Source organism: Ruegeria sp. CDSC021, from assembly GCF_059610845.1.
Genome location: NZ_JBXWOK010000001.1, coordinates 31,609 through 53,724, shown reverse-complemented (window position 1 = coordinate 53,724; position 22,116 = coordinate 31,609). Strand labels below are relative to the sequence as shown.

Genomic DNA, 22,116 nt, shown 5'->3' with positions numbered 1-22,116 from the left:
TGCGCCTTGCGTCCGGGTCTGTCCTCCGCAATCTGCGTTGAAACAGTTTTCGGAGCTTTACTGATGCAGGACTCGTCGCCCCGCGCTGCGGACATTCTGGCCCAACGGCTTTATGAGGCTGGCTGCCGCCACGCTTTTGGCATGCCAGGTGGCGAGGTGCTGACCCTAGTGGATGCGTTGGAAAAGGCGGGAATAACCTTTCACCTGACCAAACACGAGAACGCGGCTGGCTTTATGGCCGAGGCGGTGCATCACCGCGACGGTGCCCCGGCCATTCTGGTGGCCACACTCGGTCCAGGCGCGATGAACGGGATCAATGTGGTCGCCAATGCGTTGCAGGACCGGGTGCCAATGATCGTGCTGACCGGCTGTGTCGACGCAGATGAGGCGCTGACATACACCCATCAGGTCATGGATCACGCACGGGTCTATCGCTCGATCACCAAAGGGACGTTCATGCTGACCGCCAAAGGCGCGGATATTATCGCAGACAAAGCGGTATCGCTGGCCAATCAGCCGCGCACAGGACCGGTGCATATCGACGTGCCGATTTCGGTTGCGGATGCGCCTGTGACCGATGTCAAACGCCGCCGTCTTGTCAAACCTGCCGCCGTCGCGCCCGAGGGGGATTGCGTTGAAAAAGCCCGCCGCTGGGTGGCACAGGCCGAACGGCCCATCGCGATTATCGGCCTGGATGTTCTATATGACGACTCGCGCAATGTGGTGCAGGCGTTCCTTGAACATTTTGGCATTCCTTTTGTGACAACCTACAAGGCCAAGGGCGTGGTTCCCGAGGATCATCCACTGTGCCTTGGCGGCGCGGGCCTGTCGCCGCTGGCTGACACCCATCTAGTGCCGCTGGTTGAACAGGCCGATCTAGTGTTGTGTCTGGGCTATGACCCGATCGAAATGCGCCCAGGCTGGCGCGAGATATGGGACCCCGAAGAAAAGCGCGTCATCGACATTTCGGCGGTTCCGAACGATCACTACATGCATCAGGCCGGGTTGAACCTGGTGGCTGATACCGGCGCGACCCTCGAGGCCATTGCAAAGGGCAACCCTGCCCGCGCCACCTGGCCCGGCGGCGAACCCGAACAGGTTCGGGCCGCCCTGGCGCGAGCCTTCCCTACTGATGATGTATGGGGTCCCGCCGCGGTAATTGCGGAAACCCGCGCGGCTCTTCCTGCCGAGACATTGGCCACCGCTGACAGCGGCGCACATCGCATCCTTCTCAGCCAGATGTGGGGATGTTCCGAAGAACGCGGGCTGATCCAGTCTTCGGCGCTCTGCACCATGGGCTGCGCTCTGCCAATGGCCATCGGGCTGAAGCTGGCCGAACCCACGCGCCCGGTCATCAGCTTTTCCGGTGATGCCGGGTTCCTGATGGTCGCCGGAGAACTGTCGACCGTTGCCGAGATGGGTGGTAACCCGATTTTCCTGGTGTTCGTCGACGCCAGCCTTGCCCTGATCGAATTGAAACAGCGTCAGCGGCAAATGGGGAACGTAGGCGTCGATTTCGACCGCCACGACTTTGCAGCTATGGGCCGGGCCTTCGGTGGGAATGGTCACACGGTGCGCACCCGCGCCGAACTGAGGGATGCTCTGGAAGCGGCAACCAAGTCTGATAGGTTCACCGTAATCGCTGCTGAGATTGACCGCGGAGGATATGATGGCCGGATCTGAAGGACCGCTGAAGGGCGTCAAGGTTCTGGACCTGTCCCGCATTCTGGCCGGACCGACCTGCACACAGTTGCTGGGCGATTTGGGTGCCAGCGTTATCAAGATCGAAAACCCTGCTACTAAAGGGGACGACACGCGCCAGTGGGGCCCACCCTATGTCGCTGATGCCGACGGGGTTCCATCGGATCTTAGTGCCTATTTCATGTCAGCCAACCGCAACAAGAAATCGGTCGCCATCGACATCACCACACCCGAAGGTCAGGCGGAAATTCGGCGGCTGGCCTCGTTTGCGGACATCCTGATCGAGAATTTCAAACCCGGCGGGCTTGCGAAATACGGGCTGGATTACAAATCGCTCTCGCAGGAATTCCCTAGCCTCGTCTATTGTTCGATCTCAGGCTACGGGCAGGATGGGCCTAACGCATCAAAGCCCGGATATGATCTGATGGCGCAGGGCTATGGCGGTGTCATGTCTCTGACCGGCGATCCCCAAGGGGCGCCGATGAAAGTTGGAGTTGGTATCGCTGATGTCATGTGCGGTATGTATGCCTGCGTTGGCATTTTGGCAGCATTGCGCCATCGGGACCAGACCGGAGAGGGACAGCAAATTGATCTGGCTCTGGTCGATTCCCAGATTGCGTGGCTGATCAATGAAGGCGTGAATTATCTGACATCCGGCAATGTGCCACAACGCCGTGGGAATGGTCATCCAAATATCGTTCCATATGACGTTTACGAAACCGCTGATGGCCATGTGATCCTTGCTGTAGGTAATGACAGTCAGTTCCGCCGGTTCTGCGAATTCATCGACCAACCTGATCTGGCGGATGACGTCCGCTTTGCGACGAATCCGGCGCGGCTGGAAAACCGGGATGCGTTGAACGCCCTATTGCGCCCTGCGGTTCAGTCATATGACACAACAACCGTCATCGCAGAACTTGAGGCACGCAAAGTACCAGTTGGGCCGGTCCAGACCCTGGATCAGGTTTTTGACACCGAGCAGGTCGCGGCGCGGCAAATGCAGATCGCGATGCAGGCTGCCCCGGCCGAGGTAAAACTGATCGGAAACCCGCTGAAATTGTCGCGGACACCGGTTACCTACCGGACGGCTCCGCCACAGTTCGGAGCGGACACTGCAGCAGTCTTGAACGCGAAGAACCCATTTGAAGATTGAAACACAATGCCTTACTAGGCGGCATATTGCTGAAACATGCCGTTGAATCGGCGGATTTTTTCACGTTTTCCACACACAGCTTTTCACCAATTCGAGAGCAGGGCCGATACTGATACGACCCCGCCTGACTCTCTGCTAAATCGAATAAAGTAATAAATCGCAAATGGATTGGATCCCGCGCATGAAACAAGATGTTTTCGGACAGATGAACACTCTTTGCCATTCGGCCAGTGTCGAGGCGTGGAATGGTGTTCTGCTTGGTTTCATGGCGCATTCAGCTGTCACACCCCTGCATCTGGGCAAAGTGCTAGAGCTTGAGCCCGATTTCGCGCTTGGTCACGCCGTCAAAGGCCTGTTCCTGGTCTTGCTGGGCCGGCGCGAGATGATGCCAGTTGCAGCGGAAGCGTTGAATGCTGCCAACACCGCTATGGATCGCCAACCGGTAACTGATCGCGAGCGGCTTTATGTCGACGCGTTGGCCCTTTACCTGTCCGACCTGCCCTCACATGCAATCCAGAAGTTTGAAGAAATTCTGCGCCTCCACCCACAGGACTCGCTGGCGATGAAACTCAGCCACGCAACACGGTTTGTCTTGGGAGATGCCGCTGGTATGCGACGGTCGATCGAACGTGTCCTGCCTGCTTATGAACCCGACCACGCCGGCCGCGGATATCTTCTGGGGTGCCATTCCTTCGCGCTTGAGGAAACCGGGGCCTATGAAAAAGCCGAAATCGCCGGACGTCAGGCACTGTGGATGGTGTCGGATGATGCCTGGGGTCTGCACGCAGTGGCCCATGTGCACGAGATGACCGGCAATGCGCAGCAAGGTCTTGATTGGCTGGCCGGACGCGAGGATGCCTGGGCGCATTGCAACAACTTCCGCTATCATGTCTGGTGGCACAAGGCGCTGATGCATCTGGACCTGGGTCAGGTCGATCAGGTTATGGAACTGTATGACCAGTATGTCCGGCAGGACAAAACCGACGATTACCGTGACATATCGAATGCCACGTCGCTTTTGTCCCGGCTCGAGCTAGAGGGCGTCAAAGTTGGAAACCGCTGGGAGGAACTGGCCGACCTCAGCGCCGCCCGGACCGAAGATGGCTGCCTGATCTTCGCCGATCTTCACTATCTGCTGGCCCTGACCGGCGACAACCGGACCGAAGCGACCGGCAAAATGCTGCAGCGCATCCAGAAAGATGCCCAGCGCAATCAGGGCGACACTCCGATCCGGATGTCGGATCCCGGTATTGCCGCAGCCAAAGGGCTTGAAGCTTTTGGCGACGGCCTTTACGGCGAAGCATTTGATTTCCTGTCGAATGCACGGGACGGAATGCAACTGGCCGGTGGTAGCCACGCCCAACGTGATGTATTCGAGCGCATCACTATTGATTCCGGCCTGCGTGCCGGCCGTTTGGATGCTGTCGAGCGCATTCTAGACGACCGCCGTGCCAAGCGGGCCGGGGGTGAGGACAATTATGCTATGGCGCGCCGCGCATTGATCGATGCGGCCCGCGATAACCAAGACGCACAAAGCGTTCCGGCAGAATAACAAAACAAAAAGACTGAAGAAGGACAGAACTCGTATGGCGACTCTATCGCCCGCTTCTGATTTTGCACCTGTGGCAGCCACCTCGGCCGCCCCTGTTAGTACGCGCGACCCGCGTCTGGATTTCTATCGCGGAATTGCGATGTTCATCATCCTGATTGCGCATATTCCCAACGACCCCTGGGCCAAGTGGATCCCTGCCCGGTTTGGTTTTTCGGATGCAACCGAGATTTTTGTTTTTTGTTCGGGCATGGCCTCGGCCATCGCTTTTGGCGGCGCGTTCCTGCGCAAGGGCTGGTGGATGGGCACTGCGCGGGTATCATACCGGATCTGGCAGGTTTACTGGGCGCATATCGGCCTGTTCTTCTTTGTCGCGATGACGATGGCTGCGCTGAATCAAACAGGCCTGTTTGAGAAGAACTACATCTCGTCCCTGAACCTGCAGCATTTCTTCAATGATCCTGCGCCACAGATCGTCGGCCTGTTCACCCTGACCTACGTGCCGAATTATTTCGACATTCTACCCATGTATCTGGTGGTACTTGCAATGATGCCGCTGTTCATGGGCCTGTCCCGCATCGGATTCTGGGCAGTTGCAGCCACATCCGTTGCTATCTGGCTCGTGGCGCAGACAGACGTTCTGGACCTGCCCGCCGAGCCCTGGTCGGATCGTCAGTGGTTCTTTAACCCTTTTGGCTGGCAGTTGCTGTTCTTTACAGGCTTTGCATTCATGCGCGGCTGGATCCCGGCCCCTCCGGTGTCAAAAACGTTGATTTGGGCAGCGGCGCTGTTCCTGATCTTTTCAATGCCTTTCGGGTCGTGGAAAGTGTTCACATGGGTGAATGCCGCAGCCCCGGATTTGGCCGATGAAATCCGCAAAGTCTGGCCCATCACGAAGGAATTCCGCGACAAGACCGATTTCGGTCTGTTTCGCTACATGCATTTCCTGTCGCTGGCCTATCTGGGCTGGGTCGCTGCTGGCGAGCATGGACACCGCCTGATCGCAACCGGTCAGAGCGCAGGCGCCAAAGCTTGGCAAATCGTGCTGACCCTGGTCACCAAAGTGGGTCAGCAATCACTTGCCGTATTCGTATTTTCCATGGCAGCAGCACGACTTATCGGCGTTGGGCTCGATTTGTTTGGGCGGGATTTTGCCACTGTCTTTGTCGCTAATATGATTGGCTTTGCCATGATCATCAGCGTGGCCTATTTGGCCGCGTGGTTTAAGTCACAACCCTGGAAATCAAAGAAATGAAATTCACACGTCGCGCATTTCTGGCCACGACTTCGGCGCTTGCCTTCGCCCCGGCCACCTTTGCCGTGGGCGGAGAGGTCCCGTTTGACCGCAGTGACGTGATCTCGCTGGCCCGCGAGTTGGCCGCAAAGCCCTTTGCCGAGCGCAAGATGGTCCCGCAGGAATGGCAGGACCTGACCTATGAGCAATACCGCTCGATCCGGTTCCGCCTGGATCGTGCGCTTTGGTTCGAATCTGAGACGCCTTTCAACGTAGATTTCTTTACGCCCGGGCTTTATTTTCCGCGTACGGTTCAGGTCTCGACCGTCGAAAACGGCATGGCAAAACCCGTAGCCTTCGATCTGTCGATGTTTGACAAGTCGACCGAGGTCCCTCAGTTGCCCGTCGACGACACGCTGGGTTTTTCGGGCCTGCGCCTGCGGACTGAAATGCACCGCCCCGGAAAAACCGATGAGTTCTGTGTGTTTCAAGGCGCCAGTTATTTCCGGGCGATCGGCCTTCACGAGGTCTACGGCCTGTCGGCCCGGGGGCTGGCGCTGAAAACCGGCGATCCGGATGGTGAAGAATTTCCCGAATTCATTCGTTTCTGGCTGGAACGTCCCAAGCCCGGTCAGCGCAACATGGTCGTTCACGCCCTGATGGACAGCCCGAGCGTGACAGGGGCCTATCGGTTCAATGTCACGGCAGGCGCGGATTGCGTGATGGAGGTCGAGGCCACTCTGTTCCCGCGTATGGAACTGACCCATGTCGGCATTGCACCCGGCACGTCGATGTTCCTGTTCGATCAGACCAATCACAGCCGTTTCGACGATTTCCGCCCTGCGGTGCATGACAGCGACGGGCTGTTGATCCGCAACGGCGCTGGCGAGGTCCTGTGGCGGCCTCTGGCAAACCCGACCCGCCTGCAGTTCTCGTCCTTTGTTGACATGAACCCGCGCGGGTTTGGCCTGATGCAGCGGAAACGCGCGTTCTCGGATTATGCCGATCTTGAAGCGAGTTACCACAAACGCCCCGGCCTCTGGGTCGAACCAACTGGCGATTGGGGCAAAGGTGCGGTCACTCTGGTCGAAATCCCGGCTGATCAGGAAATCTACGACAATATCGTCGCCTATTGGCGCCCGATGGAGCCCTATGCGGCCGGAAGCCAGGTGGACCTGTCCTACCGCCTGATCTGGGGTGAGGAACCAGAGCGCACCCCGATGCCACGCGTGATCAACACCGCGATGGGTGACAACACATTTGGTCACGGCCGTCTTGCAGTGATTGACTTTGAGGCCAGCGAGCTATTCGACGAACCTGAGGCGATGACGATCTTTGTGGACTCGCCCCATGCAGAGACCTCGGAAGGCGTCCTACAGCGCAACCCCGATACTGGCGGCCTGCGGTTGGCCTTTTCCTTCGAGCCGGGAGACCGGAACCATGTGGAACTGCGCGCACAGTTGCTGAAAGACAAGCAGCCTGCCTCCGAAGTCTGGCTGTATCGTTGGACATCATGAGCAACGATCTGCATATCATGCCGCCTGAGGCACCCCTGGCGATGCCGGAGCAGAATTTCAGCGCTGGGTTCCGTGACGCTCAGGCGCCCCGCAGCAGGCAGGCATCTGCGGGATTCTGGCGTGCGCTGGCGTTCTCGCCTGCGATGGCGGCTACGCTGGGCTTGCTTTGGGTCATGACCGACTGGTTCGGAGCCGAAGGGATCAATCTGATCGAAGCGATTCTGTTGGCTCTGATCTCATTCAACTTTTTCTGGATCTCTTTCACGGTCTGCACCGTTTTGTTGGGTATGATTTCCCTGTCGCGGCAGGAACAGCCCAAACGTCAGGGCCGCCCACAGGCGCTGCGCGTCGCGCTTCTTATGCCGGTCTATAATGAAGTACCCTGGAACGTGCTGGGCAACGCCCGCACGATGCTGGAAGACCTGCGCGCGCGCGATGGTCAGCACCATTATGCGATGTTCATCCTCTCTGACACCCGCGACCCCGAGATCGCGGCACAGGAACAAGTCAGCGTCGAAGCGTTGCGCACCACCCTCGCGCCGGGACTGGAACTGTATTATCGTCGGCGAGAACAGAACACAGACCGCAAGGTCGGAAATATCGCAGATTGGGTCAGCCGTTGGGGTGCGGATTGGGATGCGATGCTCGTGCTGGATGCCGACAGCCTGATGACCGGCCGCGCCATCCTGCGCCTGACGGATTCTCTGGCGCGAGACCCCGGTGCGGGCCTGATCCAGAGTTACCCTCAGTTAATTGGTGCTCAGTCGGTTTTTGCCCGGATGCAGCAATTTGCCAATGGCGTTTATGGTATCGCCTTCGCCGAAGGTCTAGCCCGCTGGTGTGGTCAGGAAGGTAACTATTGGGGCCATAACGCGATCATCCGCACCAAGGCTTTTGCCAACTGCGCGGGGCTGCCAAGACTGCGCGCAATGAATGGTCAGGAAAAACTGATCATGAGCCACGATTTCGTCGAGGCCGGCCTCATGCGTCGCGCCGGATGGGGCGTGCGGTTCCTACCGCGCATCCGTGGATCCTATGAAGAAACCCCACCAACGCTGATCGACCACGCGTTGCGTGACCGGCGCTGGTGTCAGGGCAATTTGCAACACCTGAAGTTGTTGGGCTCAACCGGATTCCGCGCTGTGTCGCGGTTCCACATGTTCCATGGAGCAGTCGGATATCTGATGTCGCCGCTGTGGTTTGCCTTGCTGGTGATGTGGGCGCTGATCGGTCAGGGCGAGGATGCCTCGGTCTTGCATTATTTCAGCCCCGACAATCCGCTGTTCCCGCAATGGCCCGAGATGTCGGAAACCCGCCACGTGCTGATCATTCTGGTCATGTATGCCATGTTGCTGGCCCCCAAGGTACTTGGCGTGCTTGCCCTGCCACTTAGCGGTGTGCGTTATGCGGATTTCGGTGGCGCAGGTAAATTCATGACCTCATTCATCTCGGAAGTCATCCTGTCGATCCTCTATGCGCCGATCCTTATGGTGCAACAGATGATCGCCGTCTTCCGGACAATTCTTGGTATTCAAAAAGGCTGGTCTCCTCAGGCGCGGGATGGTGGCAGCTATGGCCTGCGAACGCTGATCTTATGTCACACGCTGGAAACTATCAGCGGTATAGCCTTGGGCGCCGGCATCCTATCGGGTCTGGTGTCAATCTGGCTGGCTCCGATTGCCATAAGCCTGGCCTTTGCCATCCCGCTTTCCGCACTCAGCGGCGTTTCAACCTCACCGGCGCGGCGCATGGTCGGAATGAAAGAAGATGTTCAGGAACCGGCAATCACCCGGTCCGCACGTCTCCACAGGGATGAATTGAAGCGCCTGGTCGAAGGCAAAACCGTCATGACCCCTGCCGAGTGATCAACCACCCGGCAGGCCCTCGTACCACTCTACCATCATATCCGACCATCCCTGCGGCACGTTGTGACCACCTGGGAAAAGTGCGAATTCCAACATCGCGCCATCGGCGCATCCGGTCCATCTGCGGCGCATGAATTGCCCGGTCGTGGAAAATCCGCTGGGTTTGGTATCGGCGCATTCGTTTGCGACCCGCCAAATTTCCAGACCGGCAAAGATATCGCCCTGATGGAATCGACCACCGCCCAAAAGACGCCCTTCCAGCGGGACTACATTGTCGATCCAGCCATGGGTGTGAAACATGCGCACCGGGCCATCGCAGGCCTCGGGATGCGGTCGCCAAAACCCACCTGAAACCGGAGCATAGGCCGAAAACGTATCCGGCGCCGCGCAGGCGAGGTAGTAGACCATGAAGGCCCCCGCAGAAAACCCGCCCAACACGACGCGGTCATCATCGACCCCGAACCGGTCCGACGCATCCTGAACCACCTCGCGCAGAAAAGCCGTTTCGTCACGCCCTTCCCAACCCGGGAAGAAATTCCAGCTTTGGCGGCCGTTACGCTCGGACCCCTCCGGTGCCATAACCGCATATCCGCGCGCAAGCAGAGGATCAACCAAGCTGCGGTTCTTCAGCGTTCCGGTCGCAGTCCCGCCATAACCGTGCAGAAACACCACCAGCGGTGGGTTTTCGGTTTCGGGAAGTTCGATATGGTACCCACCCGACGGCGTTTCGCACATGTCTTCCTGATCGACACAGGCGGCCATTCCTGCATTCGCGATCACGGCCATCCCGACCGACAGAAACAAGCTTCGGATCATTCTGCTTTCCCATCATAGTGTTGAACCGGCAGGCCTGCCCTGACCCAGCCCGGCCCTGCTGCTGAGCCTAACATACCCTCGGGCACGTCGATGATATTTGCGAACCCCGCCTCGGACAGCTGGTTGCTCAGCCGGGCCGAGCGCACACCGCGCGCGCAGATCAGGGCGATTGGGGCATCGTGGTCTCCGCCGACAATCTGCAGCAGCGCCTCTTCAAAATCATCGCGACGCATGTCTAGGGGATGCGCGCCTTCGCCCACGCCCGAGGCATCCCATTCGCGTGGGGTACGGATGTCCACCAAAAATATATCTCCAAGCCTAGCTTGTTGATGCGCATCCCCGACACTGATCCGACCGCCCGCATAGCTTTGCGGGATCAGGCGGTATTCACGGACTGCAAAACCGCCCAGAACAGCAGCCGCACCAAACAGCAGAACCTTTCGCCGTGTCCGGTTTGCCCCAGCAGCCACTGTAATCCCTCCTGATCCGATGCGGTCCTATGTATCACAGCAGCTTATCCAGTTCCGTGTCGAAATTAACCTGCCTGTTCAAGTTCGTGTCATCGCCGCTTTACCTGTACCATCCTCTGCCTTGGGGCCCCTGAACAGGCAGAATGGCTTGCAATCGCTGGACACTCCGCGAATTATCCTTACAAAATCAATAGCACTTTTGACCGCCCAGACCGGAGTATCGCAGTTGTCCCTATTCCTCATCGCGGCCCTTCCCTTCCTCGGAGCTGTATTCCCAGCCCTTTTGATCCGGGCTGGACGAAACGCAGCAGCCTCGGCCGCTGGGTTGACCACTTTTCTGGCGCTGATGGGGCTGTTGATTCACATCCCAACCGTGATGCGCGGCGAGGTCGTTACCGCCCGGTTCGACTGGATTCCGGCACTGGGCCTAAACGCCAATTTCATGTTGGACGGCCTTGGGTTTCTGTTCGCGCTGCTGATCCTTGGCATCGGTTTGCTGATCATCCTCTACGCCCGGTTCTACCTGTCGCGCGAAGACCCGATGGGGCAGTTTTACACCTATTTGCTGCTGTTTCAGGGCGCGATGGTGGGAATCGTTCTGTCGGACAATATCCTACTTTTGCTGATATTCTGGGAACTTACCTCGCTTAGTTCATTCCTTTTGATCGGATATTGGAAACACCTCCCCGAGGGACGACAGGGCGCACGTATGGCGCTGGCTGTGACCGGCTCTGGCGGCTTGGCGATGATTGCGGGGATGCTGATCCTAGGCAATATCGTTGGCTCTTATGACCTAAGCGTCATTCTCCAGAACAAAGAGCTGATCCAGTCTTCACCCTATTACATGCCAGCGCTGGTCCTGATTTTGCTGGGGTGTTTCACCAAATCGGCACAGTTCCCCTTCCATTTCTGGCTGCCACACGCGATGGCCGCCCCTACGCCAGTATCAGCCTATCTGCACTCGGCCACGATGGTAAAGGCAGGGTTGTTCCTGTTGGCCCGCATGTGGCCCGTTCTGGCGGGTACTGATGCGTGGTTCTACATTGTGGCCACAACCGGCCTGGTAACCATGCTGATCGGGGCCTGCATCGCCCTGTTCAAAGACGATCTCAAGGCGCTGCTGGCGTTTTCGACCGTGTCGCATCTGGGCCTGATAACCATGCTGCTGGGGTTTGGAACCAAGATCGCCGCCGTTGCTGCCATCTTCCACATCATCAACCATGCGACGTTCAAAGCAGCCCTGTTCATGACCGCCGGTATCGTGGATCACGAGGCCGGGACCCGCGACATCAAGCGACTGGGCGGATTGCGCCATTTGATGCCCATCACCTTCACCATCGGGACGATTGCCGCACTTTCCATGGCCGGTCTACCTCCGCTGAACGGGTTTCTGTCCAAGGAGATGATGCTGGAGGAAACGGTCCACACAACCTGGCTGCATTCGCATTATCTTGTGCCCGGACTGGCGCTGCTGGCGGCCTTGTTCTCTGCAGCCTATTCGTTCCGCTTTGTTGGTCACGTGTTCCTTGGTCCTGTACGCGACGATTACCCAACCCATCCACATGACCCACCGGCCGGGCTTTGGCTTGCACCCGCTTTCCTGGTCGTGCTTGTCGTCCTGATCGGTCTTTATTCCAACGCCATCGTAGGTCCGCTGGTGGCGGTTGTTTCAAGTGCGGTAATCGGGGGCGAGAAGCTGCCCTATTATTCGCTGAAACTCTGGCACGGGTTTACGCCTGCCTTGTATATGTCCGCGTTCGCCACACTGGGTGGCCTGGCCTTGCTGGCACAGCATCGGCGTGGTGAGTTCATCTGGAATGCCCTGCCCAGACCCGAGGCGAAAACCATTTTTGACGCAGTGATCGCTGCGCTTACGGCGACCAGCCGCTGGGTCACAGATACTCTGCATAACGGGGTCCTCAGCCGGTATGCGGCCATCCTGATCGTCTTTACGGTTGGGCTGGGATATTATGCATTCGCCACCGGATCTATTGGCGTTGAAACACGCACGCCCCTACCCGTTCAGATCATTCCGTTCATTGGCTGGATCTGCCTGATCGCCGCGACGCTGGCCATCATGTGGTTCCACCGCAACCGGCTGCTGTCCTTGGTGCTGATCGGAGTCGTTGGCCTGATCGTCTCGATGGCGTTCAACTATCTGTCCGCCCCTGATTTGGCCCTGACGCAGATCTCGGTCGAGGTGGTGACGATGATCCTGCTGTTGCTGTCGCTGAACTTCCTGCCCACGGACACGCCCTGGGACAGCAGCGCGGCACGGCGCTGGCGGGATGCCGCGATCTCGGTCGTGGCAGGCATCGGATCAGGTGCATTGATCTATGCGCTGATGCTGCGGGATTTCGGCTTTCCCAGCATTTCCGAATTCCATCTGGCCAATTCGTATAAGGGCGGCGGAGGCACCAATGTGGTCAACGTGATCCTGGTGGATTTCCGTGGCTTTGATACCTTCGGCGAAATCATCGTTCTGGGCATTGCCGCCCTGATCATCTTTGCCCTGACCGAGGCGGTTCTGGAAACCAATGTCCGGGGGTATTTGCTGAACCGTAAACCGCACTGGCCGCAATCGGGTGACTCTCATCCGTTGATGATGGTCGTGGCGACAAGAGTGATGATGCCGATCGCGCTGATGGTCGGGGCCTATATCTTTTTCCGCGGCCATAACCAGCCAGGTGGAGGGTTCATCGCCGGTCTGGTCGTCGCCATCGCCTATCTGATGCAATATATGGCCAGCGGTTATACCTGGGCCATCGAACGGCAACGGTTCTATTACCACGGCACAATCGGCTGGGGCGTTCTGATCGCCGCAGCAACTGGAATTGGCGCATGGTTCAATGAACGTCCCTTCTTGACCAGCGATTTCGGATATCTGAATTGGCCGCCGCTGGAAGAGTTCGAATGGGCAACCGCCATGCTGTTCGATACCGGCGTGTTCCTTGCGGTTTTAGGCGCGGTGATGCTGGCACTGGATAGCCTGTCCCGCTTGGCCTGGCAGCCCGGCATGGCGCAGGAATTCCCGATGGATATCAACCCGCTGCGGGACGATCCGCCTGAAGAAGAACAAGAAGAAAAGGAGCAGGTCTGATGGAAGCGCTCGTAGCCTCTGCGGTTGGCGTGATGACCGCCGCCGGGATTTTCCTGATCCTGCGTCGCCGGACTTTTCCGGTCATTCTGGGACTGTCTCTACTGACCTATGCGGTGAACGTCTTTTTGTTTGCCACCGGGCGGCTGGCTTTGGACGCGCCGCCGGTTCTGAACAAATATGAAGAGGTCGCCTATACCGATCCCTTGCCGCAGGCCCTGGTGCTGACCGCCATCGTGATTTCATTCGGGATGACTGCGGTGATCGTGATGATCTCGCTTTCGGCTTACCTGTCGGCCAAGGATGACCACATCGACATGGCCGCTCATGACAATACGGACGCGCCGGGAGAAGACGCATGAACCATTGGATCGTTGCGCCAGTCGTCCTGCCCGCGATTCTGGCTCCGTTCATCATCATGGTCCTGCGGTACCACCTTGATTTGCAGCGCATATTCTCGGTCGCCGGTGTCGTGGCACTGCTTGGCATCGCCCTGACAATCACCGCACAGGCCGCAGGTGGAGACATTCTGGTCTATGAGTTGGGCAACTGGCCAGCGCCCTTTGGAATCGTGCTGGTGCTGGATCGGTTATCTGCCATGATGGTCTTGCTGACCGCGCTTTTAGCCCTTCCGATAGTGCTTTATTCAATTGCCTCCGGATGGGATGCACGCGGCAAGCACTTTCATCCCTTATTCCACTTTCAGCTTATGGGCGTATGCGGTGCCTTTCTGACAGGTGACGCCTTTAACCTGTTCGTGTTCTTCGAGGTATTGCTGATCGCGTCCTACGGTTTGATGACGCACGGCGGTGGAGCCGTTCGGCTCAAGGCAGGCGTGCAATATGTCGCCTACAACCTTTTGGGCTCAACGCTGTTTTTGTTTGCCCTTGGCACGCTCTATTCAGTGACCGGCACGCTGAACATGGCGGATATGGCTGTACGGATTGCCGAGCTTCCGCTCGAAGACACCGCTCTGATAAGAGTGGGTGCTGCCCTGTTGCTGCTGGTATTCTGCATTAAGGCTGCAGTTCTACCGCTGCATTTCTGGCTACCGGCCAGCTATGCGAATGCTCCTATGCCAGTTGCAGCGCTGTTTGCGATCATGACAAAGGTCGGGGCCTACTCGATCTTGCGCATGTACACGCTTGGCTTTGGCCCCGAGGTATTGGTTGCGCATGATCTTGTGATCAACTGGCTGCAACCTGCCGCTTTGGTAACTCTGGCCGTTGGTACAATCGGCATATTGGGCTCACGACACATCGCGCGCCTAGTGGCTTTTTGCGCCATCGCGTCAATGGGTACCCTGCTGATTGCAATTTCCCTGTTCACCGAAACAGCAACCGCCGCCGCTTTGTTCTATATCTACCATTCGACGCTTGCGACGGCGCTGTTGTTCCTGATTGCTGATCTGGTGATCGAGCGGCGCGGAGGCGCGATTGCCCCAAAGCACCCTATGGCACAGACCGGACTGATTTCCGCACTGTTCTTTATTGGTGCGATTGCTTTGGCCGGGATGCCGCCCCTGTCCGGGTTCATTGGCAAACTGCTGGTCCTGGACGCCGCGCGAGATGCACCAGACGCAAATACGGTCTGGGCTGTGGTATTGATCGGCTCATTCGTAACCATAGTAGGGCTGGCCCGCGCCGGAACTTTGATCTTTTGGAAAAGCCATGACGCCAGCTTGGCCACCGACCAAGCCGATACAACTGACGGCGAGACCGCCTTTCAGGCAGCCCCGGAACCTTCGCCCGGGTTGGCCTTTACGTCGGTATTTGCTTTGATCATCGGTCTGGTCATGCTGACATTGTTTGCCGGGCCTGCAATGAACTACGCTACCAGCACAGCGGAACAGTTGTTTGCACCCGAAAACTACATCTCGGCCGTGTTAGGGGTGGAAGAATGAAAAAACTGCTTCACCGGATATTCCCGCACCCGCATCTGACTTTCCTGCTGACGGTCGTGTGGATTTTGCTGGCAAACACACCATCGCTGAATTCACTGGTGTTTGGCCTTGTGCTGGGGATTATCATCCCCTTCGTCACACAGCCGTATTGGCCAGACCGGCCCATTCTTCGGAATTGGCCGATGATCGCCGAATACATATTGGTGGTTCTATGGGACATTGTTGTCGCCAACATGACAGTTGCTAGGATCATCCTCTTCAAACGGGATTCCGACCGTGAACCGAACTGGGTCTGCATTCCGCTGGAACTGCGCACACCAGAGGCGATTACGGTTCTGGCCGGGACAATCACCATGACCCCCGGCACCGTCAGTTGCGATCTGTCCGCGCAGGGTCACAACCTGCTGGTCCACTGCCTCGATGCGCCAAACCCGGACGAAGTACGCGATCAAATCAAGCAACGATACGAGCGCAGGCTAAAGGAGATTTTCGAATGATCGACCTAGCAATCTACTTTGCCTTTGCCTGTTTCGGCGCAGCCATCATGATGTGCCTGTGGCGGATCATTACGGCCGATGGAGTGGGCACCCGGGTTCTGGCGCTGGACACGATGGTGATCAACACAATTGCCCTTATGGTACTCTACGGGCTGTTTCTGGGGACCGAGATCTTTTTTGAGGCCGCGATGATCATTGCAATGCTCGGCTTTGTCTCAACTGTGGCCTACGCGCGCTTTATGCTGCGCGGCAATATCATCGAGTGAGGGCGACATGTCGGTAATCTTTGAATTTCTGGTCGCCTTCTTCCTGGTTGTTTCAGGCATATTTGGTTTTGTCGGATCGTACGGTATGATCAAGCTAAAGGACCCGATGTCCAGGCTTCACGCCCCCACCAAAGCGACAACGCTTGGGGTGGGTGGCGTTCTGATCGCCTCAATCATCCATTCCGTATTGATCGAACATCATCTGTCTCTGCACGAGCTGCTGATCACGCTGTTTCTGTTCCTGACTGCTCCGATCACGGCCCTGTTTATTGCCAAATGGCATATTCACCGCCATGAAAAGCCCCAGGATCTGCCAGACGCGGGTGAGGACAAAATCTGGGCCACACATGCGGTCGAACAAGTCGAAGACGTTCCTGATCACAGAAACACCTGATACCTATGCATAGACCTCCGTTACCCCTGACCCGCGATCTGGTTCTTATCGGCGGCGGTCATACGCACGCGCTGGTATTGCGAAAATGGGGGATGAACCCCCTGCCTGGCGCGCGCCTGACGGTCATCAACCCCACGCCTTCAGCCCCCTATTCAGGGATGCTGCCCGGTTTCGTTGCCGGTCATTACCGCCGGGGTGACCTGGATATTGATCTGGTGCGCCTGGCTCGCTTTGCCGGGGCACGGGTGATATTGGGTGCCGTCGAAGGGTTAGACCCTGACCGGCAAGAGGTACATGTGCCCGGCCGACCGCCCGTCGCCTATGATGTAGCCTCGATTAATGTTGGCATTACATCCGACATGCCGGCCCTGCCTGGATTTTCCGACCATGCGGTCCCCGCAAAACCGTTAGGGTCTTTTGCCGCCAGGTGGGCCGAGTACCAATCTGGCGCAGGCGCCGCCTCGGTTGCCGTGATCGGTGGTGGTGTTGCCGGTGTCGAGTTGATCATGGCGATGGCGCACGCTCTGCGTTCCGCAAACCGCAGCGCCCGATTGACCCTGATCGACAATGCTCGGGCCCTGACCGCGATTGGCGCTAAGGCGGCCTCAATCATTCGCAATGCGATGGCTGACCTTGGCATCGACGTGATCGAACAGGCCGCCATCGTCGAAATTCATGCGGATCACATCCGGTTGGAGGACGGGCGCCAGATTGCGGCTGGATTCGTGACGGGGGCGGCGGGGGCCAAACCCTATGGTTGGATGGCGCAGTCCGGGCTGGATCTTCACGATGGATATATCACGGTGAATAGCAGGCTGCAGTCCAGCAATCCTTTTGTGTTCGCAGCCGGCGATTGTGCCCATCTGTCAGAAAACCCCAGACCAAAAGCAGGTGTCTATGCCGTCCGAGAAGCCCCGATTCTTTATGACAATCTTCGGGCCTCGCTGGGTGTCGGAAAGATGCGCCCCTATCATCCGCAAAAAGATTACCTCAAGCTGATATCGCTGGGTGGGAAATCCGCATTGGCCGAGCGATTGGGAACCTCGCTCAGTGGTCCGTTGATGTGGAAATGGAAGAACCATATCGACCAGAATTTCATGAATAAATTCCGGAATCTGCCGCAGATGAAAGCAGCCGAGTTGCCCCGCGACCACGCTTTGGGCGTGCCAGAAGTCCTGGGTGAAAAACCCATGTGCGGTGGGTGCGGCGCAAAGATTGGGCGTCGCGCTTTGCGCAGTGTTCTGTCTGATTTGCCGCCCCCCGATCGGCAAGACGTTATACCGCTTTCAGGTGACGATGCGGCTTTGCTTCTCACCGGCGGCGCGCGACAGGTGATGACCTCGGACCATTTGCGCAGCTTTACCAATGATCCGGTTTTGATGACACGGATCACGGCCATTCACGCGTTGGGTGATATCTGGGCGATGGGTGCGGCACCGCAGGCCGCCACCGCGACGATTATTCTGCCTCGGATGTCACCCGCACTGCAACAACGTACCATGGCAGAAATCATGGCCACCGCCAGTGACGTCATCCGCGCAACCGGAGCCGAAATCGTCGGAGGCCACAGTTCGATGGGGGATGAGATGACCATCGGGTTCACTCTGACCGGCCTGTGCGAAAACGACCCGATCATCCTGTCCGGAGCCCGCAAGGGCGACGCTTTGATCCTGACCAAGCCGATTGGCAGCGGCGTGATCATGGCCGCCGAAATGGCCGGTTTGGCCAATGGCATCTGGGTCGCCGAGGCGTTCCGCCACATGGTCCAGCCCCAGGGCGAAGCCGCGCGCATTCTGTTCAGCGCCCATGCGATGACCGATGTGACCGGGTTTGGTCTGGTAGGGCATCTGCAGGGTATTTGCGGTGCCTCGGGCTGCGGTGCGGTAGTTGCTCTGGATGCGGTTCCCGTGATGGCCGGGGCTGTGGAGCTCAGCGCAAGCGGTGTTCGGTCCACGATCTTCGAGGACAACCGCGCCATCGCGCCTGAATTCGCCAACGGACCCACGGCTGATCTTCTTTTCGATCCTCAAACCGCCGGAGGGCTATTGGCCGCTGTCCAAGCCGATGACGCGCCAGGCCTGTGTGCAGACCTACGTGCGGCTGGATATCCGGCAGCAATCATCGGCATGATCGACGATACGCCGGGTTTAAAACTTCAGAGCTGATCCAGGACCTGTTCGACCCGCACAGCGACCTCTTTCAGACCGGTACTTGCCAGCGAGGGAACCCGGATCGAGGCTACAATCTCGGTGCTGTGTACGCGCGCGGACTTGGCATAAGCCGGGTCGTAATGCTGTTCCATAAGTGACCGTGTAAGGGCCAACTTGTTACCGCCGTCAATCAGCGCAAACCACCCATCCACCACCTCATGCCCACGGTGAGACCTCAGCGGCGACAGGAGATCTTTCAACCGCTCGGCATCGCTGAGGACATCGTCATATGCCGAGACCAGATATTCCGCGCGCGCTTCTATCGGGGCATCAATCTGAATGCGCACGGCCGCACACATGGCGGACCAAAGCCTCGGCGGCAGGATCAAAGAGCCGATTTTGGACGATTCCGCTTCGACTACGACGGGACGGGTGGGGTCAAAACCACAAAGTTCTGCGGCCAGCGCGGATTCGAATGCCTTTTGACTGGGTTGTCCGCCCGGCATTGCCCCCAGCAATGACCCCCGGTGATTGGCAAGCCCTTCGAGATCCAGAACCTGGACACCACGTTCCTGAAGGTGTGTAAGCAGCTCGGTCTTTGCTGTGCCCGTATACCCATCCAGAAGGACGAATTGAAACGGCAACGGATCGTCATACAGATACCGGCTCACCAAGCGGCGATAAGCCCGATAGCCGCCCTCGACAACCTCGGCCCTCCAGCCAATCTGTTGTAGCATCCAGGTAAACGAACCAGATCTCTGCCCACCGCGCCAGCAGTATACAAGGGGTTTCCACCCCCCTTCGTGATGGGACAGGCTATGTTCAATGTGGTTGGCCGCATTCCTGAAAACCAGAGCCGCCCCCAGCTTGCGGGCCAGAAACGGGCTTTCCTGGACATAAATCGTCCCGACGCGCGCCCGTTCGTCGTTATCCAGAACTGGCAGGTTGATAGACCCGGGCAAATGATCCTCGGCAAATTCAGCCGGGCTGCGCACGTCTATGGTTGTGTCGAACTCATGCGCGTATAACTGCTGAAGGCTGGTGATTTTCAGAACCATGTCAACGATCTAACCCGCGTTGAACCGGATGGAAAGGCACGGTGTCAACCTGCGATGGGATCGACAAGCGTCGGTCCACTGGCCCGATTGGAATTGACGCTCGGATCGACACGATGAAAGCCAAGAATATCTTCCTGCCCCGGAGACAGCAGCCGCGCAGCCCCTTTGCCCACTTCACCCAACCATAAAGGCCAGTTTTCGGGTTCAACAATCAGGGGCATGCGGTGATGAATTCTGCCCAGATTGCGGTTTGCTGGTGTCGTAACGATAGCGCATGTTCCCTTCTGGTCGCCCTCGGGGCCCCAATCTTGCCATACCCCGCCAAAAGCAATCGGGGCCCCGTTTTTTCTGAAAATATACCAGGGCAGCCGGTCTCCGCTCTCGGTTTTGGTCCATTCATAAAACCCGCTGGCAACGATCAGACATCTGCGTTCTCTGCAGGCCGCCCTGAAAGCCGGTTTTTCAGCTAGCGTTTCCGCGCGGGCATTGATCAACAATGGCCCAGCGGTTTTGGACTTGTACCAGTGTGGTAAAAACCCCCAACGCAAGGCATCCAACTGACGCCCGGTTTCGCCTGCCCTGACCACATGCACCTGACATGTCGGACAAACGTTGAAATTCGGGACAACAGGCAGAGCATTGGCCGGGCGCGCAGAAAACAACTGGGCCATGGCATCATTTGGAAGGGTTATTGCAAACCGTCCGCACATAGGTAATGAACTTTCAACAATCGTTTTCTACAGGCACAGGTTCTCACGGGGTCATATGCAAAATCAAACGGCGAAAACCTTAAAAGTCAAAGCTGTCGCAGCGCTGGAAGAAGGCAAATTCCAGGCTGCGCTGAAAAAGGCTCAACTTGGCGTAAAAAAGTTTCCGACCGACTCGGATTTTCATGCCATTTCCGGTTTTGTTCTGACCGAGATGAAACAGTATAAAAGGTCGATCCCGCATTTTGTCGAAGCCGCGCGGATGAAACCTGACGATCCGCAATTCGTCGAAAACCTCGCCAATGCTCTTATGCAAACCGGCCAGATGGCCAAAGCCTTGGAATATGCCGAACTCAAGGCCGAAAAATTCCCAGCCAGCAAGGAACTGAACCGGGTCATTGATGAGATTACGCTGAAAGGACAGAATTGGCGCCTGATCATTGATCACGTGACCAAAAAACTTCAAAGCGACCCTGAAAATGTCAGCCTGTTGTCGACTCGTGCCCGCGCCTATGGCCGCATCGGTTATATCGAGCACAACTCACGCGATATAACCAAGGCGTATGAATTGGCACCGGACAACGAAAAGATAGCCTTTCAAAAAGCCGTAAATCTGCACCAGAGTGGCGACAAAAAGGGATGCGCCAATATTCTGCAGGGCATCTACGCCAAAGAACCCTTCCATGTTGCCACCCTTCTTCAGCTTTCGACAATGTCCAGCAAAGAGGACGCCCCGAAACTGATGGAGGCGGTTGAAGCAGCGATATCCGAAAGCGTACACGAGCTGTCGGAACTGGAATTTGCCAAGGCCCACCTGATCCAAAAAACCGATAGCCTTGGCGCAGCACTGCCGCAATTTGCACGTGCCAATGCCATCCAACACAACGTCAAACCCTATGATTTAGAGGCGGAAGAACAGAAGTTCGAACGTATCACTGGCCTGTTCCCTGTAGGAGGAAGAGTTCCTTGGTCCGAACAAACCGATCAGCCGGTTCCGATCTTCGTTCTGGGCCAGCCGCGCTCTGGCACGACGCTCATGGAAATGATGCTGAGCTCCGCGCCAGACATTGCTGGCTGCGGCGAACTGACGGTTGGGGCCGATCTTTCGCGCGACTACGCACAACATCGCAAGACCTTCGATTCCACTGCCGCAGCGAAATATGCCAAAGAGTTCCGAGAGTTGATGCCGCCGATCCCCGATGGCTCAACCGCTTTTGTTGACAAGATGCCCCACAATTTTCAGCGGGTCGGCTTCCTGTTGTCAGCATTCCCAAACGCCAAGATAATAAACATGCTGCGTGATCCGCGCGATGTCGGTCTTTCGAAATGGATCCGCCGGTTCCCTGCGGGGGGCATGAACTATGCCTCGAATCTTGAAACCATTGCCCATTCTGCCAACCTGTATCGTCGCTATATGGCGCATTGGGATGCTGTTTTTGGCGACAAGATCCTGACCGTTCCATATGAAAAGCTGGTCGCGGACCCCGAAACCTATAGCAAGCAGGTCGCCGCTTTCTGCGACCTCGAATGGACCGAGACGATGATGCATCCGGAAGAGAATACCAAACAGGTCCGGACTGCCAGTATCGACCAGGTTCGCAACAAAATCTCAACCAAATCCATTGGGGGATGGCGATCTGTGTCGGAACATATCCAGCCCATGCTTGCGGGTTTTGATACAGGGCTTTGGCCGGAATACGACATTGATCAAGGCTGAAGGTTAGCTGAATGAAATAGGG

General features: G+C 57.4%; 18 protein-coding genes. 14 read left to right on the top strand and 4 right to left on the bottom strand.

The genetic code is table 11. From position 1 onward, the window contains the following. Positions 1-63: 63 nt before the first annotated feature. From AC2FGB_RS00245 to mdoH, 6 genes are all read left to right on the top strand, one after another. Positions 64-1,683: a thiamine pyrophosphate-binding protein gene (locus AC2FGB_RS00245; protein WP_281994377.1), complete on the top strand. Its 1,620-nt coding sequence runs from the start codon at positions 64-66 to the stop codon at positions 1,681-1,683. Next, positions 1,670-2,854: a CaiB/BaiF CoA transferase family protein gene (locus AC2FGB_RS00240; RefSeq protein WP_142632866.1), complete on the top strand. Its 1,185-nt coding sequence runs from the start codon at positions 1,670-1,672 to the stop codon at positions 2,852-2,854. Before AC2FGB_RS00245 ends, AC2FGB_RS00240 begins: the two co-directional genes overlap by 14 nt. Before the next feature lie 181 nt (positions 2,855-3,035). Further along, positions 3,036-4,406, top strand: a complete 1,371-nt coding sequence (locus tag AC2FGB_RS00235; RefSeq protein ID WP_142632864.1) for a tetratricopeptide repeat protein — start codon at positions 3,036-3,038, stop codon at positions 4,404-4,406. 34 nt (positions 4,407-4,440) lie between these two features. Then, positions 4,441-5,658, top strand: coding sequence for an OpgC family protein (locus tag AC2FGB_RS00230; protein WP_281994375.1), 1,218 nt, complete (start codon positions 4,441-4,443; stop codon positions 5,656-5,658). Beyond that, positions 5,655-7,154 (top strand): OpgD/OpgG family glucan biosynthesis protein, encoded by a 1,500-nt coding sequence (locus tag AC2FGB_RS00225; protein ID WP_496693351.1) that lies wholly within the window; start codon positions 5,655-5,657, stop codon positions 7,152-7,154. Before AC2FGB_RS00230 ends, AC2FGB_RS00225 begins: the two co-directional genes overlap by 4 nt. After that, positions 7,151-9,019, top strand: coding sequence for a glucans biosynthesis glucosyltransferase MdoH (mdoH, locus tag AC2FGB_RS00220; RefSeq protein ID WP_496693350.1), 1,869 nt, complete (start codon positions 7,151-7,153; stop codon positions 9,017-9,019). The genes AC2FGB_RS00225 and mdoH overlap by 4 nt, the downstream gene beginning before the upstream one ends. Here mdoH and AC2FGB_RS00215 read toward each other — a convergent pair whose 3' ends face one another. Together AC2FGB_RS00215 and AC2FGB_RS00210 are read right to left on the bottom strand one after the other, a co-directional pair. Then, complete coding sequence (locus AC2FGB_RS00215) at positions 9,020-9,835, bottom strand: CE1 family esterase (protein WP_271947991.1); 816 nt, start codon at positions 9,833-9,835, stop codon at positions 9,020-9,022. Beyond that, positions 9,832-10,305 (bottom strand): rhodanese-like domain-containing protein, encoded by a 474-nt coding sequence (locus AC2FGB_RS00210; protein WP_142632854.1) that lies wholly within the window; start codon positions 10,303-10,305, stop codon positions 9,832-9,834. Before AC2FGB_RS00210 ends, AC2FGB_RS00215 begins: the two co-directional genes overlap by 4 nt. A 226-nt stretch (positions 10,306-10,531) precedes the next feature. On the opposite strand from AC2FGB_RS00210, the gene AC2FGB_RS00205 reads away from it, so the two are divergent. Genes AC2FGB_RS00205 through selD form a run of 7 tightly spaced genes read left to right on the top strand, consistent with a single transcriptional unit; the run spans position 10,532 to position 18,627 of the window. Beyond that, the gene (locus tag AC2FGB_RS00205) at positions 10,532-13,405 is read left to right on the top strand and encodes a monovalent cation/H+ antiporter subunit A (protein WP_496693503.1); all 2,874 of its coding nucleotides are present in this window, start codon (positions 10,532-10,534) and stop codon (positions 13,403-13,405) included. Then, positions 13,405-13,764, top strand: a complete 360-nt coding sequence (locus tag AC2FGB_RS00200) for a Na+/H+ antiporter subunit C (RefSeq protein WP_142632852.1) — start codon at positions 13,405-13,407, stop codon at positions 13,762-13,764. The genes AC2FGB_RS00205 and AC2FGB_RS00200 overlap by 1 nt, the downstream gene beginning before the upstream one ends. Next, a complete protein-coding gene (locus tag AC2FGB_RS00195; RefSeq protein ID WP_271947996.1) occupies positions 13,761-15,305 on the top strand; it encodes a monovalent cation/H+ antiporter subunit D in 1,545 nt (514 codons plus the stop codon). The genes AC2FGB_RS00200 and AC2FGB_RS00195 overlap by 4 nt, the downstream gene beginning before the upstream one ends. Then, positions 15,302-15,802, top strand: a complete 501-nt coding sequence (locus AC2FGB_RS00190) for a Na+/H+ antiporter subunit E (RefSeq protein ID WP_142632848.1) — start codon at positions 15,302-15,304, stop codon at positions 15,800-15,802. Before AC2FGB_RS00195 ends, AC2FGB_RS00190 begins: the two co-directional genes overlap by 4 nt. Next, positions 15,799-16,068, top strand: coding sequence for a K+/H+ antiporter subunit F (locus AC2FGB_RS00185; RefSeq protein ID WP_496688625.1), 270 nt, complete (start codon positions 15,799-15,801; stop codon positions 16,066-16,068). Before AC2FGB_RS00190 ends, AC2FGB_RS00185 begins: the two co-directional genes overlap by 4 nt. A 7-nt stretch (positions 16,069-16,075) precedes the next feature. Further along, complete coding sequence (locus AC2FGB_RS00180; RefSeq protein WP_142632844.1) at positions 16,076-16,462, top strand: Na+/H+ antiporter subunit G; 387 nt, start codon at positions 16,076-16,078, stop codon at positions 16,460-16,462. Between the two features lie 5 nt (positions 16,463-16,467). Further along, the gene (gene selD / locus AC2FGB_RS00175) at positions 16,468-18,627 is read left to right on the top strand and encodes a selenide, water dikinase SelD (protein ID WP_496693349.1); all 2,160 of its coding nucleotides are present in this window, start codon (positions 16,468-16,470) and stop codon (positions 18,625-18,627) included. Here selD and mnmH read toward each other — a convergent pair. Beyond that, positions 18,618-19,670, bottom strand: a complete 1,053-nt coding sequence (gene mnmH, locus AC2FGB_RS00170) for a tRNA 2-selenouridine(34) synthase MnmH (protein WP_496693348.1) — start codon at positions 19,668-19,670, stop codon at positions 18,618-18,620. The two genes, selD and mnmH, sit on opposite strands and share 10 nt — an antisense overlap. A gap of 44 nt (positions 19,671-19,714) precedes the next feature. Further along, on the bottom strand, positions 19,715-20,380 hold the full coding sequence (locus tag AC2FGB_RS00165) for an SOS response-associated peptidase (protein ID WP_496688631.1): 666 nt from the start codon (positions 20,378-20,380) through the stop codon (positions 19,715-19,717). A gap of 55 nt (positions 20,381-20,435) precedes the next feature. On the opposite strand from AC2FGB_RS00165, the gene AC2FGB_RS00160 reads away from it, so the two are divergent. Then, complete coding sequence (locus AC2FGB_RS00160) at positions 20,436-22,094, top strand: tetratricopeptide repeat-containing sulfotransferase family protein (protein WP_281971806.1); 1,659 nt, start codon at positions 20,436-20,438, stop codon at positions 22,092-22,094. The last annotated feature ends 22 nt before the right edge of the window (positions 22,095-22,116 follow it).

Bases quoted from the DNA above. Each gene is read 5' to 3' on its own strand.
- AC2FGB_RS00245 (WP_281994377.1), top strand. From the start codon at position 64: ATGCAGGACTCGTCGCCCCGCGCTGCGGACATTCTGGCCCAACGGCTT.
- AC2FGB_RS00240 (WP_142632866.1), top strand. From the start codon at position 1,670: ATGGCCGGATCTGAAGGACCGCTGAAGGGCGTCAAGGTTCTGGACCTG.
- AC2FGB_RS00235 (WP_142632864.1), top strand. From the start codon at position 3,036: ATGAAACAAGATGTTTTCGGACAGATGAACACTCTTTGCCATTCGGCC.
- AC2FGB_RS00230 (WP_281994375.1), top strand. From the start codon at position 4,441: ATGGCGACTCTATCGCCCGCTTCTGATTTTGCACCTGTGGCAGCCACC.
- AC2FGB_RS00225 (WP_496693351.1), top strand. From the start codon at position 5,655: ATGAAATTCACACGTCGCGCATTTCTGGCCACGACTTCGGCGCTTGCC.
- mdoH (WP_496693350.1), top strand. From the start codon at position 7,151: ATGAGCAACGATCTGCATATCATGCCGCCTGAGGCACCCCTGGCGATG.
- AC2FGB_RS00215 (WP_271947991.1), bottom strand. From the start codon at position 9,835: ATGATCCGAAGCTTGTTTCTGTCGGTCGGGATGGCCGTGATCGCGAAT.
- AC2FGB_RS00200 (WP_142632852.1), top strand. From the start codon at position 13,405: ATGGAAGCGCTCGTAGCCTCTGCGGTTGGCGTGATGACCGCCGCCGGG.
- AC2FGB_RS00195 (WP_271947996.1), top strand. From the start codon at position 13,761: ATGAACCATTGGATCGTTGCGCCAGTCGTCCTGCCCGCGATTCTGGCT.
- AC2FGB_RS00190 (WP_142632848.1), top strand. From the start codon at position 15,302: ATGAAAAAACTGCTTCACCGGATATTCCCGCACCCGCATCTGACTTTC.
- AC2FGB_RS00185 (WP_496688625.1), top strand. From the start codon at position 15,799: ATGATCGACCTAGCAATCTACTTTGCCTTTGCCTGTTTCGGCGCAGCC.
- AC2FGB_RS00180 (WP_142632844.1), top strand. From the start codon at position 16,076: ATGTCGGTAATCTTTGAATTTCTGGTCGCCTTCTTCCTGGTTGTTTCA.
- selD (WP_496693349.1), top strand. From the start codon at position 16,468: ATGCATAGACCTCCGTTACCCCTGACCCGCGATCTGGTTCTTATCGGC.
- mnmH (WP_496693348.1), bottom strand. From the start codon at position 19,670: ATGGTTCTGAAAATCACCAGCCTTCAGCAGTTATACGCGCATGAGTTC.
- AC2FGB_RS00165 (WP_496688631.1), bottom strand. From the start codon at position 20,380: ATGTGCGGACGGTTTGCAATAACCCTTCCAAATGATGCCATGGCCCAG.
- AC2FGB_RS00160 (WP_281971806.1), top strand. From the start codon at position 20,436: ATGCAAAATCAAACGGCGAAAACCTTAAAAGTCAAAGCTGTCGCAGCG.